The sequence below is a fragment of the Pseudolysinimonas sp. genome (assembly GCF_031389465.1).
GTDB lineage: Bacteria > Actinomycetota > Actinomycetes > Actinomycetales > Microbacteriaceae > Pseudolysinimonas_A.
Window position 1 is genome coordinate 1 of record NZ_JANMSQ010000204.1, and the last position, 16,270, is coordinate 16,270.

Annotated in this window: 22 protein-coding genes; 3 read left to right on the forward strand and 19 right to left on the reverse strand. The window is 68.4% G+C overall.

Annotated elements, in window-relative coordinates:
- Nucleotides 1-108: 108 nt before the first annotated feature.
- From RMO30_RS08080 to RMO30_RS08145, 14 genes are all read right to left on the reverse strand, one after another.
- Complete coding sequence (locus tag RMO30_RS08080) at nt 109-393, reverse strand: HU family DNA-binding protein (protein ID WP_309711745.1); 285 nt, start codon at nt 391-393, stop codon at nt 109-111.
- A 174-nt stretch (nt 394-567) separates the two neighbouring features.
- Nucleotides 568-873, reverse strand: a complete 306-nt coding sequence (gene rpsN / locus RMO30_RS08085) for a 30S ribosomal protein S14 (protein WP_309711748.1) — start codon at nt 871-873, stop codon at nt 568-570.
- Between the two features lie 3 nt (nt 874-876).
- A complete protein-coding gene (gene rpmG / locus RMO30_RS08090; RefSeq protein WP_191283688.1) occupies nt 877-1,044 on the reverse strand; it encodes a 50S ribosomal protein L33 in 168 nt (55 codons plus the stop codon).
- Nucleotides 1,044-1,280 (reverse strand): 50S ribosomal protein L28, encoded by a 237-nt coding sequence (gene rpmB, locus RMO30_RS08095; protein ID WP_309711751.1) that lies wholly within the window; start codon nt 1,278-1,280, stop codon nt 1,044-1,046. The genes rpmG and rpmB overlap by 1 nt, the downstream gene beginning before the upstream one ends.
- A gap of 199 nt (nt 1,281-1,479) precedes the next feature.
- Nucleotides 1,480-2,166, reverse strand: a complete 687-nt coding sequence (locus RMO30_RS08100) for a hypothetical protein (protein ID WP_309711752.1) — start codon at nt 2,164-2,166, stop codon at nt 1,480-1,482.
- 10 nt (nt 2,167-2,176) lie between these two features.
- Nucleotides 2,177-2,884 carry a hypothetical protein gene (locus tag RMO30_RS08105; protein WP_309711755.1) on the reverse strand — a complete coding sequence of 236 codons (708 nt, stop codon included), beginning with the start codon at nt 2,882-2,884 and terminating at the stop codon, nt 2,177-2,179.
- A 48-nt stretch (nt 2,885-2,932) separates the two neighbouring features.
- Complete coding sequence (locus RMO30_RS08110) at nt 2,933-3,322, reverse strand: transcriptional repressor (RefSeq protein WP_309711758.1); 390 nt, start codon at nt 3,320-3,322, stop codon at nt 2,933-2,935.
- Entirely contained in the window at nt 3,319-4,188 is an 870-nt protein-coding gene (locus tag RMO30_RS08115; RefSeq protein ID WP_309711761.1) for a metal ABC transporter permease, read from the reverse strand. The genes RMO30_RS08110 and RMO30_RS08115 overlap by 4 nt, the downstream gene beginning before the upstream one ends.
- Nucleotides 4,185-5,000, reverse strand: coding sequence for a metal ABC transporter ATP-binding protein (locus RMO30_RS08120; RefSeq protein ID WP_309711763.1), 816 nt, complete (start codon nt 4,998-5,000; stop codon nt 4,185-4,187). Before RMO30_RS08120 ends, RMO30_RS08115 begins: the two co-directional genes overlap by 4 nt.
- Nucleotides 4,997-5,884 carry a metal ABC transporter solute-binding protein, Zn/Mn family gene (locus RMO30_RS08125; RefSeq protein WP_309711766.1) on the reverse strand — a complete coding sequence of 296 codons (888 nt, stop codon included), beginning with the start codon at nt 5,882-5,884 and terminating at the stop codon, nt 4,997-4,999. Before RMO30_RS08125 ends, RMO30_RS08120 begins: the two co-directional genes overlap by 4 nt.
- A 67-nt stretch (nt 5,885-5,951) precedes the next feature.
- Nucleotides 5,952-7,304 carry a dihydrolipoamide acetyltransferase family protein gene (locus RMO30_RS08130; protein WP_309711769.1) on the reverse strand — a complete coding sequence of 451 codons (1,353 nt, stop codon included), beginning with the start codon at nt 7,302-7,304 and terminating at the stop codon, nt 5,952-5,954.
- 11 nt (nt 7,305-7,315) lie between these two features.
- Nucleotides 7,316-8,293 (reverse strand): alpha-ketoacid dehydrogenase subunit beta, encoded by a 978-nt coding sequence (locus tag RMO30_RS08135; RefSeq protein ID WP_309711770.1) that lies wholly within the window; start codon nt 8,291-8,293, stop codon nt 7,316-7,318.
- The gene (locus tag RMO30_RS08140; protein ID WP_309711773.1) at nt 8,290-9,405 is read right to left on the reverse strand and encodes a thiamine pyrophosphate-dependent dehydrogenase E1 component subunit alpha; all 1,116 of its coding nucleotides are present in this window, start codon (nt 9,403-9,405) and stop codon (nt 8,290-8,292) included. The genes RMO30_RS08135 and RMO30_RS08140 overlap by 4 nt, the downstream gene beginning before the upstream one ends.
- Nucleotides 9,406-9,410: 5 nt before the next feature.
- Entirely contained in the window at nt 9,411-10,496 is a 1,086-nt protein-coding gene (locus RMO30_RS08145; RefSeq protein ID WP_309711776.1) for a histidinol-phosphate transaminase, read from the reverse strand.
- 52 nt (nt 10,497-10,548) lie between these two features.
- Here RMO30_RS08145 and RMO30_RS08150 point away from each other — a divergent pair, with 52 nt between their 5' ends.
- Nucleotides 10,549-10,974: a phage holin family protein gene (locus RMO30_RS08150; protein WP_309711778.1), complete on the forward strand. Its 426-nt coding sequence runs from the start codon at nt 10,549-10,551 to the stop codon at nt 10,972-10,974.
- A gap of 22 nt (nt 10,975-10,996) precedes the next feature.
- On the opposite strand, the gene RMO30_RS08155 is transcribed toward RMO30_RS08150, so the two are convergent.
- The gene (locus tag RMO30_RS08155; RefSeq protein WP_309711780.1) at nt 10,997-12,409 is read right to left on the reverse strand and encodes a hypothetical protein; all 1,413 of its coding nucleotides are present in this window, start codon (nt 12,407-12,409) and stop codon (nt 10,997-10,999) included.
- Nucleotides 12,406-12,663, reverse strand: a complete 258-nt coding sequence (locus tag RMO30_RS08160) for a hypothetical protein (RefSeq protein WP_309711783.1) — start codon at nt 12,661-12,663, stop codon at nt 12,406-12,408. Before RMO30_RS08160 ends, RMO30_RS08155 begins: the two co-directional genes overlap by 4 nt.
- A 113-nt stretch (nt 12,664-12,776) precedes the next feature.
- Here RMO30_RS08160 and RMO30_RS08165 point away from each other — a divergent pair, with 113 nt between their 5' ends.
- Nucleotides 12,777-13,295 (forward strand): low molecular weight protein-tyrosine-phosphatase, encoded by a 519-nt coding sequence (locus RMO30_RS08165; protein ID WP_309711786.1) that lies wholly within the window; start codon nt 12,777-12,779, stop codon nt 13,293-13,295.
- Nucleotides 13,292-14,674, forward strand: a complete 1,383-nt coding sequence (gene purB, locus RMO30_RS08170; RefSeq protein WP_309711788.1) for an adenylosuccinate lyase — start codon at nt 13,292-13,294, stop codon at nt 14,672-14,674. Before RMO30_RS08165 ends, purB begins: the two co-directional genes overlap by 4 nt.
- 42 nt (nt 14,675-14,716) lie before the next feature.
- On the opposite strand, the gene RMO30_RS08175 is transcribed toward purB, so the two are convergent.
- The 3 genes from RMO30_RS08175 to RMO30_RS08185 all read right to left on the reverse strand — a co-directional run.
- The gene (locus RMO30_RS08175; RefSeq protein WP_309711790.1) at nt 14,717-14,959 is read right to left on the reverse strand and encodes a hypothetical protein; all 243 of its coding nucleotides are present in this window, start codon (nt 14,957-14,959) and stop codon (nt 14,717-14,719) included.
- Complete coding sequence (locus tag RMO30_RS08180) at nt 14,956-15,564, reverse strand: DUF308 domain-containing protein (protein ID WP_309711793.1); 609 nt, start codon at nt 15,562-15,564, stop codon at nt 14,956-14,958. The genes RMO30_RS08175 and RMO30_RS08180 overlap by 4 nt, the downstream gene beginning before the upstream one ends.
- Nucleotides 15,565-15,574: 10 nt before the next feature.
- The coding region (locus RMO30_RS08185; RefSeq protein ID WP_309711796.1) for a replicative DNA helicase at nt 15,575-16,270 on the reverse strand (696 nt) is incomplete at its 5' end.

Genomic DNA, 16,270 nt, shown 5'->3' on the forward strand with positions numbered 1-16,270 from the left:
CCGGCTATCGGGGTGTGGCGTGCCCCCCCTAACGCCCCGGGCGGGTTTGGCCGCGGGGAACGACGAGGGCCGCCGACTCCCCCGGGGGCCCCCTTCGGTGAGGCGTCGTTACTTGACGGAGGCCTTGAGCTTGCTGCCAGCGGAGATCTTGACGCCGACGCTTGCGGCGATGTGGATCGACTCGCCGGTCGCGGGGTTGCGGCCCATGCGCGCAGCGCGCTGGGTCGGCTCGACGCTCAGCCATCCGGGGATGCTGACCTTCTTGCCGTCCTTGAGGGACGACGCCAGCACGGCGAACAGAGAGTCGACGACGGTTGCGACCGCGGCCTGGCCCTGGCCGGAGTCCGCGGCGATAGCGGCGACGAGGTCCGCCTTGTTGATCGAATCAGCCATTGTGTCCTCCTCGGACCTTGTGTGTTTCTGGTCGGGCCGGAGAGAACTCCCCCGGAACCGCCTTGAAACTAACAGCAAATTTCAGTAATTCCGGGGATATCGGTACCCGTGGCGCACATCTGCAGCAAACGCGAAGAACCCCGATCCTGGGGAGGACCGGGGTTCTTCTGACGATTACCAGCTCGACTTGGTGATGCCGGGCAGTTCGCCGCGGTGCGCCATGTCGCGGAACCGGACACGGGAGATGCCGTAGCGGCTGAGGACACCACGCGGGCGGCCGTCGATCGAGTCGCGGTTGCGCAGGCGCACCGGCGACGCGTCGCGCGGCAGCTTCTGCAGGCCGAGGCGGGCAGCTTCGCGGCTCTCCTCGGTTCCGTTCGGGTCGACGAGCGCCTTCTTCAGCTCGAGCCGCTTCGCGGCCCACCGCTCGACGATGACACGACGCTGGTCGTTCTTGGCGATCTTGCTCTTCTTGGCCATGGGTTACCGCTCCTCGCGGAATTCGACGTGCTTGCGGATGACGGGGTCGTACTTCTTGAGCACGATGCGGTCGGGATCGTTACGACGGTTCTTGCGCGTCACGTAGGTGTACCCGGTGCCTGCGGTCGAACGGAGCTTGATGATGGGGCGAACGTCCTGCTGCTTGGCCATCAGATCTTCTCCCCACGGGCCAGGATGTCCTGGACCACCGACTCGATGCCGCGAGCGTCGATCACCTTGATGCCCTTGGCGGACAACGTGAGAGTGACCGAACGTTTGAGCGACGGCACGTAGTACTTCTTCTTCTGCACGTTCGGGTCGAAGCGGCGCTTCGTGCGGCGATGCGAGTGCGAAATGTTGTGTCCGAAACCGGGAACGGCTCCGGTCACCTGGCAGACGGCTGCCATGGTTCCTCCAAATCTGGGTGAACGCGTCCGAAGACGTCAATCACCGAGCTACCGTGAAGCGATCGCTTCACCCAAGGTCACTTGTCGGCATGCCGATTCCCGATTGCTCGAGCGGCATACAAGAAGCCCCGTTTCCGGGACAACTTGTCGATACTACGTGAGGTTGCCGCGCGCGGCAACCAGCGAGCGGTCACCGTCGTCAGGCGCAACTGCCGATGAAGCCCAGCCGGTTGGGCGCCGCCAGGTAGACGAGCGTGCCGCCCGAGAACTCGGCGTAGGCACCGATGCGGTCCCATTCGTGCGCTTCCGGGTTGAGGACGTCGAACCCGATGCGGTTCGGGTCTTCATACAGCACCATGAACTCGCCGATGGCCGTCTGGAAGCTCGACTGGGTGGCGCCGATCTGCTGCCCGGCGAGCGTCTCGATGCCGATACCGCCCGACGTGGACGCGGCCGTCACGATGACTTCGTACGACGCAGTCGCCCAGAGCGAACCCGGCGATCGCAGCTGCAGGCCGCCGAATTCGTAGCTCGTCGCGGGCGGGCAGGGGCTCTCGACGTCACCGGGGACGGGCGTCACCACAGGCTCCTCGTCGAGCGCCTCGGCGATCTGCGCGGCTGCTGCCGCGCCATCCATCTCGTAGGTCACCGAGGCAAGCGTCGAGCCGTCGGTGCCGAACACCGAAAGCGTGGATGCCGTCATCACGACGACTGCGGCGGTCACCTCGGCCTCCTCGGGATCGGCAGACGGCGTCGAGGTCAAGGTCGGAGTCGGGGTCGTACTCGACGTGGTGGTCGGCGTCGGGGTGGGCGTCGTCGGAACGCAGCCCGTCAGCCCGAGCAGGAGCACCCCGGCGATGACCGTGGCACGAGTCGAGAGCTTCATCTGGTTCTCCTTAGCAATCCGCGAAGATCAGGTACGGGGTGTTGAACCCCACGAGGGTTCCGGAGTCGAAGCGCGCGAGCGACCCGACCCAGTCGAACTCGGGGGCCTCCGGATTCAGGATGTCGAAGCCGAGCCAGGCGCTCGGTGCGTAGTCGAATACGTGCACCTCGTCGCCGATCGCGGCCTCGAAGGCGGCCCGGGTCGCCCCGACCTGTTGCCCGCCCACCGTCGAGATCGGCACCCCGCTCGCGGTTGCGGCCGAGGTCACCTCGACTTCCCACGGCCCGACGGCGCCGATGAAGCCGGGTGACCGCACGAGCAACCCCCCGTAGTCATACATCGTCTGGTCGGAATCGCACCCGGTACTCTCGGCCACTGTCGTCGTGACGACCGGGTCACCCAGCAGTTCCGTGAGCACCTCGATGACCGCTTCGACGTCGCCGACGTACAGCGTGCCGAAGAGTTGAAGGCCGTCCGCCGCGTAGACGGCGAGGCTCTCGCCGGTCACGACGACCCCTGCTGCGGGGATGTCGCCCTCGTCATCGGCATCCGGCTGGTGCGTCGCGGTCGCGCTGGGAGTCGCGGATTCGTCAGCGGCCGGCGTTGCGGTCGATGACCCGGAGGGGCCCGGGTTCGGCGTTCCGCCGGCACCGCACGCGGTGAGCGCGACCAGCGCGATGCTCGCGACAACGAGTGCTGCGGGGCGAAGGATCCTCATGTGGTCACGACGTCCGAACCGGTCAGGCGGGTTGACAGCGGGATGCGGTCATCCTGTCGTGCGGGAGCACTCCGGGCAATAGCCGAAGACGTCGACGATGTGTTGCGGGCGAGTGAAGCCGTGTTGGGCGGCGATGTTCTGCGCCCAGGCCTCCACCTCATCCGCCGCGATCTCAACCGTCGTACCGCACGAGCGGCAGATCAGGTGGTGGTGATGGATGCCGGGGGTGCAGGCGCGGTAGAGGCTCTCGCCATCTTGCTGCAGGGAGTCGGCCTCGCCCTCGGTCGCGAGATCGGCGAGGGCGCGGTACACGGTGGCGAGTCCAACGGTCGACCCAGCACCCTTGAGCGACGCGTGCAGTGACTGCGCGCTGACGAAGCCCTCGGATCCGCCGAGCGCTTCGCGCACGGCCTCGCGTTGCCAGGTGTTCCGCTTCACGCCGCCACCACCCTCCTGCGTGCCACTCTGCCATTCCGCGCTCGCCCGATGACTCGACAAACAAGGTAGATGAGGAACGAGATCGTCGTGACGTAGGGGCTGATCGGCACGCTCGCCCCGAGAGCCAGCAGGATGCCGCCCACGAGCGACACCGTCGCGAACGTCACGCTGAGCACGGGCACGACGATCGGCGACGATGAGACCCGCAGCGCGGCCGCCGCGGGTGTCACAAGCACCGAGAGCACGAGCAGCGCGCCGACCACCTGCACGCCGATCGCGACCGCCAGCCCGAGCAACACCATGAAGGCGATCGACAGAACACGCGTCGGCACCCCCCGCGCGGCAGCGACCTCGGCATCCACGCTCGCAAAGGTCAACGGCCGCCAGATCACCAGCAGGCCCAGCACCACGATCCCGCCGACGACCGCGAGCACCCCGAGGCGGGGGTCGTCGACGGCGACGATCTGACCGGTCAACAGACCGAACTTGTTCGATGCGCGGCCCGGGTACAGGGCGAGGAAGAGTATCCCGAGGCCCAGCCCGGCGGGCATCAGCACCGCGGTGATCGAGTTGCGTTCGCGCGCCCGTGCCCCGAGCATGCCGATGAGCACGGCCGCGATGAGAGACCCGACGATCGATCCCGACACCACGCCGAATCCGGTCAGCAGGCCCGCGGCAGCTCCCGCGAATGACAGCTCGCTCACCCCGTGCACCGCGAAGGCGAGGTCGCGCGACATGACGAAGACGCCGATGAGTCCGCCGACGATCCCGAGCACGGCGCCCGCGAGGATCGAGTTGCGCAACAGCCAGATCAGTTGCCCGTAGTCACTGAAATCGAAGAGCGCCGACCACCAATCGCCGGTCACGGCAGATCCCTCGCGTGGTCGTGCTCGTGTTCATGGGCGTGCGACTGGTCGGGTGCACCGACGATCACCACGCGGTCGCCGCTTCGGATGACGTCGATCGGAGAGGCATACAGCTCGCTCAACACGTCGCTGCGCAGCACCTCTTCGGGCGTGCCGATGCGGAAGCCTCCACCGGCGAGGTAGAGCACCTTGTCGACAGCGCCCAGGATCGGATTCACGTCGTGCGTGACGAACAGCACACCGAAGCCCCGCTCCCGCCGGTGGCTGTCGATGAGACTGCTCACCACGCGCTGCTGCCGGAGGTCGAGGGAGAGCAGCGGTTCATCGCAGAGCAACAGGTCGGGCATCCCGGCGAGCGCCTGGCCGACGCGCAGCCGCTGCTGTTCGCCGCCTGACAGCTTGGCAACCGGGACGCGCGCGAAGTGCCGCGCACCGACGTCGTCGAGCGCAGCATCCACGCGGGCGCGGCGGGCGCGTGAGGGCAGCCCGATGCCGAACCGGTGGCCATCGACGCCGAGGCCGACGAGGTCGCGACCGCGCAGCGCAGTGCCTTCATCGGCGAGCCGCTGCTGCGGGATGTAGCCGATGCGCCGGTCACCGCGCCGCACCGGATCGCCGAGCAGCCGGATCTCGCCGGCTGCGAGCTCGTGCTGCCCGAGAATTGCGCGCAACAGGCTCGTCTTGCCCGAGCCGTTCGCACCGAGCACCGCAATAAACTCCCCGCGGGCGACGCTCAACTCGAGTCCTGACCACAGGATGAGGCCGCCGAGCCGGAGCTCGGCGGCCTCGATCCTCAGGACGGGGTCGGTCATGTCGTGAGCGAGTCTTCCAGCAGATCGATGAGCCCCGCTTGCCAGCTCACGTAGTCGAGCCCGTCGGGGAGGGTCTCGGTGACCGCGAACCACGGCACGCCGCTGTCGCCCGCGACGTCGATCACCGCATCCGTCTGCGGCCCGCCGGTCTGGCCGTTCACGACCACGACCGCGGCTCCGGGGATGCGGTTCAGCACGTCCTGAAGCAGGGCGGGGGCGACGTCGGTGTCTTGCTCGATCGCTTCGGTGAACGCCGGCGGGGTGAGGTTGATCAATCCGGCCGCGCCGAGCAGGTACTCGGGCACCGGCTCGGTGACGATGAAACCCTCGCCGCCGTGCTCACGGGAGAGGTTCGCCGCGCGCTCGGCCAGCTCCGTGATGTCCCGTTGGAGAGCGGTCACGCGAGCCGCGCGGTCGGCGTCGTCGTTCACGCGATCGACCGCCTCGCCGATCGCCCCGACCAGTTCGCTCATCGCGGGGTAGAGGTACCAGACATGCTCGTTGAACCCGTCTGCGGTCGGGTCGGTGCCCGCGAAGTCGACGGCGTGCAGTACGACAGCCGAGGTGTTGCCCGACGCCTCGAGCATCTCGTCGACGAAGTCGTCGTACCCGCCGCCGTTCGCGATCACGAGGTCGGCCTCGGCGAGCTCGAGCTGCACGCGGGCGTTCGTCTCGAAGCCGTGCGGGTCGGCCGACGGATCGTCGATGATCGACGTCACGATCGCTTCGGGCCCGGCGATCGTCGCGGCGAGGTCACCGTAGACGTTGGTCGAGGCGACGATGCGCAGTTCGTCGTCGGTCGTGGGGTCGTTCGGTGGGGCGCACGCGGCGAGCGCCGCCGTCACTCCGACGGCGAGCAGGATGGCGACAGTACGGCGAGTCATGTCCGCGAGACTAGCCGTAGTTGAGAACCGTTGTCAAAACGGTTCTCAATAGCGATTGGGGTGCAGCTCAGTCGAGCAGAAGTGCCGGCTCCTCCATGACCGACGCGAGATCCGCCGTGAAGCGGCTCGCGACATCCCCGTCGACAACGCGGTGATCGAACGCCGCCGAAACGGTCGTCACCCACGCCGGGCGCACCTCGCCGTCGATCACCCACGGCTTCTGCTTGATCGCGCCGAGGGCGACGATGCCCACCTCGCCCGGGTTGAGGATCGGGGTGCCGGTGTCCATCCCGAACGAACCGAGGTTGGTGATCGTGATCGTGCCCTTCGCCATGTCGGCGGGAGTCGTCTTGCCGTCGCGGGCGGTGATCGTGAGCTGCTCAAGCCCCTGAGCCAGCTCGCGCAGGCTGAGGTTCTGGGCGTCCTTCACGTTCGGCACGATGAGCCCGCGCGGGGTGGCCGCGGCGATCCCGAGGTTCACGTAGTGGTGCACGATGATCTCTTTGTCGGTCCACGTCGAGTTGACCGTCGGGTTGCGACGCACCGCCCAGATGACCGCCTTCGCCATCACCAGCAGCGGCGAGACGCGAACGCCGGCGAAGTCGGTCGACTCCTTGAGCCGCTTGACGAATTCCATCGTGCGGGTCGCGTTGACGTCGGTGAAGACGCTGACGTGCGGCGCACTGAACGCGCTCGACACCATCGCCGACGCGATCGCCTTACGCACCCCCTTCACCGGGATGCGCTCCTCGCGCTCCTGCGGCCAGGCCGGGGTCTCGAAGTTGCGGAAGACACTCGCCTGCCCCGCCTGACGCACGACGTCTTCGCGCACGACCTCGCCTCCGAGACCCGTTCCCGTCACCGTCGAGATGTCGACATCGAGGTCTTTCGCGAGCTTGCGGATCGGCGGCTTCGCGATGATCGGCATGGGCGATCCGGTCGTGATTGGCCGGGTGGCTGACGCCTTCGCGCCGTCGGCGGTCGAGCCCTCGACGGTCGTCACGACCGCGCCGGGGCGCCGCCGACGTGTCGTCGCGTGGCCGCCCTTCGATCCGTAGCCGACCAGCACGGCCCCGGGCTTCTCGGCCTCTTCGGCTTCCTCCGCAGCTGCCGACGCTTTCGGGTCGGCGACCTCCCCGACGACGTCGCCGTCGCGGGGGGCCTGCAGTTCGATCGTGCCGCCGGCCGACGCGACGCGAATGATCGGGGCCCCGACTTCGACGGTCGCCCCCTCCTCGAAGAGCAGTTCTGTCACGGTACCGGCGAACGGCGACGGCAGTTCGACGAGCGACTTTGCGGTCTCGATCTCGACGAGCACCTGATTGACCGTGACGATGTCGCCGGGTTTGACCTTCCACGAGACGATCTCGGCCTCGGTCAACCCTTCGCCGACATCCGGAAGCGGGAATTCTTGCGCCATCGTCGTCACTCCTAGTAGGCCAGCGCCCGGTCGACCGCTTCGAGGACGCGGTCGGCGTCGGGCAGGTAGGCGGTTTCTAGCTTCGCGGGCGGGAACGGGGTGTCGAATCCGCTGACCCGCAGAACCGGTGCGTGCAGCGAGTAGAAGGCGCGCTCGGCGATCGTCGCGGCGATCTCGGATCCGACACTCACGTGGCCGGGCGCTTCCTGTGCCACCACGAGTCGGCCCGTCTTCTGCACCGAGGTGAGAATCGGGTCGTAGTCGATCGGCGACAGTGACCGCAGATCGATGACCTCGAGGCTGGTGCCCTCCTCGGCGGCGATCTCGGCGGCCTGAAGCAGCACCGTCACCATCGCGCCGTGCCCGACGAGTGTCGCGTCGGTTCCGACACGCACGACGCGGCTGGCGTGCAACGGCGTGTCAGAGTTCGCCCGGTCGACTTCGCCCTTGGGCCAATACCTGCTCTTCGGCTCGAAGAACAGCACCGGGTCGTCGCTTTCGATCGCCTGCTGAATCATCCAGTAGGCGTCGTGCGGTGTCGCCGGGCTGACGACCCGCAGGCCCGGGGTGTGCGCGAAGTACGCCTCGGGGCTCTCCTGGTGGTGCTCGACGGCACCGATGTGACCGCCGTAGGGCACGCGGATGACCACGGGGAACCTCTGGTTGCCTTCGTTGCGTGCGGTGAGCTTCGCGAGCTGCGAGGTGATCTGGTCGAACCCGGGGTAAATGAACCCGTCGAACTGGATCTCGCACACCGGCCGGAACCCGCGCATCGCGAGGCCGATCGCGGTGCCGATGATGCCCGACTCGGCGAGCGGGGTGTCGAGCACGCGGTTCTCGCCGAACTCGTCCTTGAGTCCCTCGGTCACCCGGAACACCCCACCGAGCGTGCCGATGTCTTCGCCCATGAGCAGTACGCGGTCGTTCGCGGCGAGCGAGGCGCGCAGCCCCTCGTTGAGGGCCTTCGCCATCGTCAGGGTCTCCGTCATTCGGTCACCTCGTCGAGGGAGGACTCGTAGGCGGCAAGCCAGGCGCGCTGTTCGTCCATCAGCGGATGCGGATCCGCGTAGACGGCGAACATCTTGTCGGTGGGCGGCACGCCGAGCGCAATCGTGCGGGTGCGGATGTCGGCGGCGAGATCTTCGGCCTCGGACGCGACCTCGGCGAAGAACTTCTCGCCCTCGCCCTTCGCTCGCAGAAACGCCTCAAAGCGCGCGATCGGGTCGCGCTCGCTCCAGAACTGCACGTCTTCGTGCTCCCGATACTTCGTCGGGTCGTCGCTCGTGGTGTGCGCGCCCATCCGGTAGGTGAGCGCTTCGATGAACCGCGGCCCGCCGCCGGCCCGGGCCTCGTCGAGGAAGACCGAACTGACCGCATAGGAGGCGAGCACGTCGTTGCCGTCGATCTGCACCGACGGGATACCGAAGCCGGTGCCGCGCAGGTAGAGCGGGGTGCGCGACTGGCGTTGCACCGGCACCGAGATCGCCCAGTGGTTGTTCTGCAGGAAGAACAGGATGGGCGCCTCGTAGCTCGCGGCAAAGACCAGGGCCTCGCTCACATCACCCTGGCTCGACGCGCCGTCACCGAAGTACGCGACGACCGCGGCATCCGTCTCGGGGTTGCCGGTCGCCGTCGCCCCGTCGAGGGTGAGGCCCATCGCGTAGCCGGTCGCGTGCAGCGACTGCGAACCGATGACGAGGGTGTACAGGTGGAAGTTGCCGGTCTGCGCCGGATCCCAGCCGCCGTGGCTCAGACCGCGCAGCAGTTCGATGATGCGCATCGGGTCAAGGCCACGGAGGCGGCCGACCGCGTGTTCCCGGTAAGCCGGGAAGATGTGGTCCTGCGCGCGAGCGGCGTAGCCGGATCCGACCTGCGCCGCCTCCTGGCCGAGGCTCGGGATCCACAGGGCGAGCTGGCCCTGACGCTGCAGGTTGCCCGCCTCGATGTCGAACCGACGGGTGACCACCATCTGCCGGTGGAAGTCGCGCAGTTGCGTGTCGGAGAGCGCCGCGACCGTGGGCAGGTACGGAGCCGTGACATCCGACTCGACGAGGGAGCCTTCCGGCGAGAGCAACTGGATCGTCGCCTCGGTGTAGGACATGGTGCCTACCCTAACCGGGCGTTTTCGCCCGCCTTCGGGAGAGTCTGCACAACGCGGGCCGCCGAACCTAGGAGTGGATCGACAGACCCCTCTTCGCCGATCGAGATGCGAATCCCCTCACCGGCGAACACGCGGCCGATGATTCCGTCTTCTTCGAGCACCTCAGCGACCGCGCTGGTCTGATCTCCCGCAGCGAACCAGACGAAGTTGCCGTGCGGCTCGGGAACGGTCCATCCCGCGGCGGTGAGCCCCGCGAAGACGCGCGCGCGACGCTCGATGAGTTCATCGACGCCCGCGAGCAGTTCGGTTTCGATGTCGAGCGCGGTGAGTGCGGAGCGCTGAGCGGGTTCGGTGACGGCGAGCGGAATGGCGGCGCTGCGCGCCGCATCCAGGATGTAGGACGCCCCGACCACCCAGCCAACGCGCAGCCCGGCGAGGCCGAACGCCTTCGAGAAGGTGCGCAGCACGACGAGGTTCGGGTAGTTCGCGATCTCGGTGAGTCCGTCAACCCTCTGCGGGTCGACGTCGAACTCGTAGTACGCCTCGTCGAGAATCACGAGCACGGTCGCCGGCACCTTCGCCATGAAGGCGCTGAACTGGGCGGCGGTGACGGAGGTGCTCGTCGGGTTGTTGGGGGTGCAGACCACGACGACCCGGGTGCGGTCGGTGATCGCCGCCGCCATCGCGTCGAGATCGTGGTGCCCGCCGGGCAGGTTGGGAACCTGCACGCTCGTCGCACCGGCGACGGTGACCATGAGTGGATAGGCCTCGAACGACCGCCACGCGTAGACCACTTCATCGCCGGGTCCCGCCGCGGCCTGAACGAGTTGGTAGAGGATCGACGACGATCCCGCGCCGACGTGCACCTCATCGATCGACACCCCGGCGCGTTCCGCGAGGCGAGTGCGCAGCGCCGTCGCCGCGCCCTCCGGGTAGCGGTTGAGGTGCGACTCGGCGATCGCGGCCAGAATCGCCGGATGTGTCGGGCGCGGATTCTCGTTGCTGGAGAGCTTGAACGCCGCAGCATCCGCTGCCCGACCTTGGCGGTAGGGCGGAAGCGCGGCGATCTCCGGGCGGAGGGTCACGGCCATGCGCTCCAGCCTAGGGTCGCGGCGGCGGCCCCCGATGCATGAGGATGGGGGCATGGGTCGCCTCATCCTCCGCCTCCTGATCAACGCTCTCGCGCTCTGGCTGACAGTTCTCATCCTGAGCCCGAACGTCTTCGTGCAGGCCTACAACAACCCCGAGCCCGGTGTCAGCGTCGAGCTGGTCGTCACGTATCTGTTGGTGGCGCTCATCTTCGGCCTCGTCAATGGCATCATCGGCGGCATCATTCGCGTCGTTGCATTCCCGCTCTACGTGCTCACGCTGGGGCTCATCTCACTCATCGTGAACGGCCTGCTGTTCCTGCTGGTCGCCTGGATCAGCAGCCTGCTCGGCTTCGGTCTTCAGGTACCCGGCGGGTTCTGGTGGGGCGTGCTCGGCGCTATCGTGCTCGGCATCATCAGCTGGCTGATCGGCATCATCTTGCGGCCGTTCGTGAAGACCCAGGCCCGCGGCCGGCGCTGACGACCCAGGCCCGCGGCCGGCGCTAGTCGCGCGTCGCCCGGTAGGTCATCGCGGTCGCCTGACCACCCGGGCGGTCGAGGTAGTCGGCCGCGAAGGCGTCAAGGGCGCGGATCTGCGCCTGCACGGCAGCCGACTCTGCGTCGTCGATCGCCGTCGCAGTGCGCTCGTATGCGGTGCGTTGGTGCGCCGGCGCCGCCTGGGTATCGGGGATCTCGACGCCCTCGCGGAACGCCCGGCGCTCGACCTGCATGAGATCGTGTTCGAGCTGTGGCCCGGCGAACGCCGGCACGAGGTCGTCGGTGTTGCGGATCGCCATCCCCGAGACTCCCGCAGGCACCGGGATGTTTCCCGCCGGTGCGCCGTACGTCTCGAGGCCGACGACGTTCCAGTCGCCCGAGCCCGCCACCATCGTCGCGATCAGGCCACCTTGGGAGAAACCGGTGACGAGCACTTCGTCGCCGGGCCGGATCCCCGCGTCGGCCATCGCGAGTTCGACCGCTCGGAACGAGCCCGGCGAGAGGCCGGCCACCCCGTGCACGTTGCTCGTCGAGTCCCACGGCTCGTCGGTGGCGAACGGCGAGAAGGTCTCGGTCGGCCCGACGTAGACCGTGTAACGCGGCGGCATCCCGTCGGCCTCGTACTTCTCGATGCGCACCTGGTTGACCTCGGGGATGCGGTCGAGCCGCTCCCGCACGCCGGTCGGGGGCTGCGCAACGGGTGCCGTCGACACCCGGTCGACCGAGACGGGAGTCTCCCGGAACATCCCGAGCATCGACCCGAGGGCTGCGACCGTGAGGGCGCCCGCCGCGACGCCGCCACCGGGCGAGAGCTCCAGCCCCGGAAGCGCAACGAGCCACGGCGGTACCCCGATTCCGCCGAGCACCGCGTCGTCGATGCTCGTCACGACGAGCGAGACGAAGCGCACGAACGCAGGTGTCGTGATCAGCTCGGGATGCGCGATCATGAAGTCGCGCACCGTGCCGAGCCGACCGTCGGGCCCGTCGGGGATCGCCGCCCAGCCGAGCAGCGCCCCCGCGAGCAGGAGGCCGGGACAGAGCAGGATCATCCGCGCGAGGTACCCGACGACGGCCGGGCCGACGATTGCCGCGATTGCCGCCGCGAGATCGCGCTGCGCCCGCTCGATCGCGGCCTCGGCTCGCGTGTAGTCCTCGGCGATCCGCCCGAATGCGTCGCGGGCTCCCTCGCACCGAGCCCGCAACCGCTCGAGGGTCGGGACGATCCCCTCGATCGGCATCCCGCTCGCAATGGAATCGGCCGCGACGACGCGGCGGCTGTCGGCGTGCAGAGCCGCCTCGAGTGCCCGCAGCCGGTCGGCTGAGGCGAGTAGGGCGTCGGTCGCGACGATGACGCTCCCCGCGGGAGTGACGAGCAACGGCCCGCCGAGGTCGTCCGCTTCGCTGACCGAGTCGCTCATGACAGCAGCGCGATGTTGAGACGCAGGGTGCGCACGACGTCGTCGGCCTCCTCGGCCGCGGCGCGCAGGCCCGCGCGGAGGTCGGCGAGGAAGGTGGCTGCCGCCTCGGCCGCCGGGCCGCACCAGTCGTCGGCGACGAGCGGACTCGCGTCGACCGCTGCCGCCCGCAGATGCTCGACGACGGGAGTGAGGAGGGCGAGTTGCCGTTCCAGGCCGGCTCGGATCGCGAGGGGATCGACGGGGACGGGGCTCATGGCGCCATCCTCTGCGGCGGGTCGGTCGCGACCGACCGCCCGGCGGTCGGCATCCGCACAGTGGTTTTCGCGGAGGGCTGTGGAGGAGACCCGGTTCACGGGATGATGGGCGCATGGCACGCGTCCCCGCTGAACCGGGGCCGGTCTTCCGGATCTGCTTCGTCTGCACCGGCAACATCTGCCGGTCGCCGATGGCGGAGGCGGTCTTCCGGCGGCTTATCGCGGCGGGCGGATACGAGTCGCGTCTCGAAGTGAGCTCCGCCGCAACCGGCGACTGGCACGTCGGCGAGCATGCCGACGCCCGCACGATCGCCGCCCTCGCGACGCGCGGCTACGACGCCGCCGCGCACCGAGCCCGGCAGTTCGACCCGGCCTGGTTTGCCGCCCTCGACCTCGTTGTCGTCTTCGACCGCGGCCAGGAACGCACTCTGCGAGAATGGGCAGGCGACGAGCACGCCGGCGCGAAGGTGCAGATGCTGCTGTCGTTCGATGAGTCGGGCGCCACAGCGGAAGTGCCCGATCCGTACTACTCGGATCCGGCGCTCTTCGACTCCGTACTCGCCACTATTGAGCACGCGAGCGTCGCGCTGTTCCGCCAGCTAGAACCGGCCCTCCGACAGGGAGTCTCATGAGTCCGCTGCCCCCGCAACCGTTGAGCCCCCTCGACGGTCGGTACCGAGCCGTCGTCGAGGAACTCGGCGAGCACCTCTCCGAGGCGGGTCTCAACCGCGCGCGCGTCCGCGTCGAGGTCGAGTGGCTGATCTTCCTCACCGAGCGCGAGATGTTCGGCTCGGTCGCGCTCGACCCCGAACAGGTGCGAGAACTTCGGCACTTCGCCGCCGAGTTCGGTGCTGCCGAGATCGAGGAGCTCAGCGTCCTCGAAGCCACCACCCGGCACGACGTCAAAGCGGTCGAGTACCTGGTGCGCCGTCGGCTCAGTGACCTCGGGCTGAACCACGTCGCCGAACTCGTGCACTTCGCCTGCACGAGCGAAGACGTCAACAACCTCTCCTACGCCCTCACCGTGCGCGCCGCCGTCACCGGGGTGTGGCTGCCGAAGCTGCGGGATGTCGTTGATCGGCTGCGCGAGTTCGCTCTCGCCGAGCGCGCCACTCCGATGCTTGCCCGCACCCACGGCCAGCCGGCGACGCCGACCACCTTCGGCAAGGAGATCGCCGTCTTCGTGCACCGCCTGGAGCGGCAGATCGCCCGTATCGAGGCGGTCGAGTATCTCGGCAAGTTCAGCGGTGCGACCGGCACGTTCTCAGCCCACCTGGCTGCCGACCCAGGTGCCGACTGGCCGGCCCTCTCGCGCGAATTCGTGACGTCGCTCGGACTCGACTGGAATCCGCTCACCACGCAGATCGAATCCCACGACTGGCAGGCGGAGCTGTACACCGCGATCGCGCACGCGGGACGCATCCTGCACAACCTCTGCACCGACGTGTGGACCTACATTTCTATCGGCTACCTGGCGCAGATCCCGCAGGCCGGGGCGACCGGATCCTCGACGATGCCGCACAAAGTCAATCCGATCCGCTTCGAGAACGCGGAAGCGAACCTCGAGCTGGCCGGCGCGCTGCTCGACTCGTTGTCGCAAACCCTCGTGACCAGTCGCCTACAGCGCGACCTCACCGACTCCACGACGCAGCGCAACATCGGCGTCGCGCTCGGGCACTCGCTCCTCGCGCTCGACAACATCCACCGTGGGCTCGACGAGGTCTCGGTCGCCCACGCGGTGCTCGCCGCCGATCTCGACACCAACTGGGAGGTGCTCGGCGAAGCGATCCAGACCGTGATCCGGGCCGAAGTCACGGCGGGCCGCTCATCGATCGCCGACCCGTATGCCTTGCTCAAAGAGCTCACGCGTGGCAAACGCATCACCGGCGACGATCTACGCGCCTTCGTCGACGGCCTCGACATCGGACCCGACGCGAAGGCGCGACTGCTCGCGCTCACGCCCGCGGGCTACACCGGCCTCGCCGACGACCTCGTCGACGGACTCACCTGACGCCCTCGGTGGTCGAGTAGCCGCGAAGCGGCGTGTCGAGACCTAGTGCGCCGACGGGCCGTCGTCGGGCGGCTCGGGCTTCGAGATCGCGAGCAGCAGAGTCGCGAAGACGACGATCGACACGACGAATGCCGCCCCGAAGAACACGAACGCGAGCGTCAGGTTGCGCGTCGAAAACAGCACCCCGGCACCGACGAACGCCGCCAGCACGGCCGCGAGACCGAGTACCTCCGCGGGGCGAGCACGATCCCAGATCGACGGGCGGCGGCCGGTCGGCTCGGTCATGAGGCTGCGACCCGATCGGCGCGGTCGACCGGTGTCGACTTGGCCGAACGGACGGTGATCGCCGAAATCGTCTGCAGCACCCCGACCAGGATCGCCCACACGCCGATCACCCCGATGAGGATGACCGAGGAGGTCAGCGTGCCCGAAACGCCCCGGTCACCAGCGAACGCCTGCACGAAGTCGGGTGGCAGCACAAACGCGACAGCGCCGAGTGCGACCGTGAGTACTCCGGCGATCAGCCAGTCACGCGCGAGCGGCGACAGCCGACGGGCCAGGATGCCGCTCGCACCCTCGAGCAGTCCCGCTACAACCGCCCACGCACCCACGAGATACGCCAGGAACGCGACCCCGCCCCCGGGGACGGCGAGCGCGACGACACCCGCGGCGACGGTCGCGACACCCTGCACGAGGAATCCCGCACGCATGCGCCCGGCGTAGGCACCCCCGAGCGTCGCCCCGAGCACCACCAGGCCGGCGAGAACCGCGAAGACGCCGAAGGTCACGAGTCCGAAGACCGGGGTGTGTTCGAGCGTCAGGGTGATCGTGACGCCCAGTGCGAGGGCCAGGATGCCGCGCGCGAGTTGAGCGATCCAGGCGGCTACCACGGGGCCCAGTCTACGTGCGCGGCATGTCGGCGAAGCGCGAGTACATTCCCTGGAAGGCGACGGCGATCTCATCGGTCGCACCGTTGCGGTGCTTCGCGACGATGAGGTCGGCCTCGCCGGCACGCGGGTGATCGCGGTCATACGCGGCCTCGCGGTGCAACAGGATGACGATGACGGCGTCTTGCTCGAGCGATCCCGACTCGCGGAGGTCGGACAGCGCCGGCTTCTTGTCGGCGCGCTGTTCCGGTCCACGGTTGAGCTGGGCGAGCGCGACGATCGGCACCCCGAGCTCTTTCGCCAGCAGCTTGAGTGCCCGCGAGAACTCGCTGACCTCCTGCTGCCGCGACTCGACCTTCTTGCCCGAGGTCATGAGCTGCAGATAGTCGACGACCACCATCTTGAGCCCGACCCGCTGGCTGAGCTTGCGGCACTTGGCGCGGATCTCGACGAGAGTCATGTTGGGGCTGTCGTCGATGAACAGGGGCGCGTCGCCGATGTCGCCGCGCACGCTGGCGAGCCGGGTCCAATCGCGCTCATCCATGTTGCCCTTGCGCAACACGTGCATCGGGATGCCGGACTCCGCCGAGAGCAGCCGCGTCGCAATTTCGCTCCGCCCCATCTCGAGCGAGAAGAAGATCGTCGGCAGCTTGTGGTGCACGGCCGCCGTGCGAGCGAAGTCGAGCGCGAGCGTCGACTTTCCCATCGC

Excerpts from the sequence above, each read along its gene's own strand:
- RMO30_RS08100 (WP_309711752.1), bottom strand. The coding sequence starts at position 2,166 with ATGAAGCTCTCGACTCGTGCCACGGTCATCGCCGGGGTGCTCCTGCTC.
- RMO30_RS08175 (WP_309711790.1), bottom strand. The coding sequence starts at position 14,959 with ATGACCGAGCCGACCGGCCGCCGCCCGTCGATCTGGGATCGTGCTCGC.
- rpsN (WP_309711748.1), bottom strand. The coding sequence starts at position 873 with ATGGCCAAGAAGAGCAAGATCGCCAAGAACGACCAGCGTCGTGTCATC.
- RMO30_RS08130 (WP_309711769.1), bottom strand. The coding sequence starts at position 7,304 with ATGGCGCAAGAATTCCCGCTTCCGGATGTCGGCGAAGGGTTGACCGAG.
- RMO30_RS08135 (WP_309711770.1), bottom strand. The coding sequence starts at position 8,293 with ATGACGGAGACCCTGACGATGGCGAAGGCCCTCAACGAGGGGCTGCGC.
- rpmB (WP_309711751.1), bottom strand. The coding sequence starts at position 1,280 with ATGGCAGCCGTCTGCCAGGTGACCGGAGCCGTTCCCGGTTTCGGACAC.
- RMO30_RS08125 (WP_309711766.1), bottom strand. The coding sequence starts at position 5,884 with ATGACTCGCCGTACTGTCGCCATCCTGCTCGCCGTCGGAGTGACGGCG.
- rpmG (WP_191283688.1), bottom strand. The coding sequence starts at position 1,044 with ATGGCCAAGCAGCAGGACGTTCGCCCCATCATCAAGCTCCGTTCGACC.
- RMO30_RS08105 (WP_309711755.1), bottom strand. The coding sequence starts at position 2,884 with ATGAGGATCCTTCGCCCCGCAGCACTCGTTGTCGCGAGCATCGCGCTG.
- RMO30_RS08160 (WP_309711783.1), bottom strand. The coding sequence starts at position 12,663 with ATGAGCCCCGTCCCCGTCGATCCCCTCGCGATCCGAGCCGGCCTGGAA.
- RMO30_RS08140 (WP_309711773.1), bottom strand. The coding sequence starts at position 9,405 with ATGTCCTACACCGAGGCGACGATCCAGTTGCTCTCGCCGGAAGGCTCC.
- RMO30_RS08120 (WP_309711763.1), bottom strand. The coding sequence starts at position 5,000 with ATGACCGACCCCGTCCTGAGGATCGAGGCCGCCGAGCTCCGGCTCGGC.
- RMO30_RS08080 (WP_309711745.1), bottom strand. The coding sequence starts at position 393 with ATGGCTGATTCGATCAACAAGGCGGACCTCGTCGCCGCTATCGCCGCG.
- RMO30_RS08150 (WP_309711778.1), top strand. The coding sequence starts at position 10,549 with ATGGGTCGCCTCATCCTCCGCCTCCTGATCAACGCTCTCGCGCTCTGG.
- purB (WP_309711788.1), top strand. The coding sequence starts at position 13,292 with ATGAGTCCGCTGCCCCCGCAACCGTTGAGCCCCCTCGACGGTCGGTAC.
- RMO30_RS08145 (WP_309711776.1), bottom strand. The coding sequence starts at position 10,496 with ATGGCCGTGACCCTCCGCCCGGAGATCGCCGCGCTTCCGCCCTACCGC.
- RMO30_RS08165 (WP_309711786.1), top strand. The coding sequence starts at position 12,777 with ATGGCACGCGTCCCCGCTGAACCGGGGCCGGTCTTCCGGATCTGCTTC.
- RMO30_RS08155 (WP_309711780.1), bottom strand. The coding sequence starts at position 12,409 with ATGAGCGACTCGGTCAGCGAAGCGGACGACCTCGGCGGGCCGTTGCTC.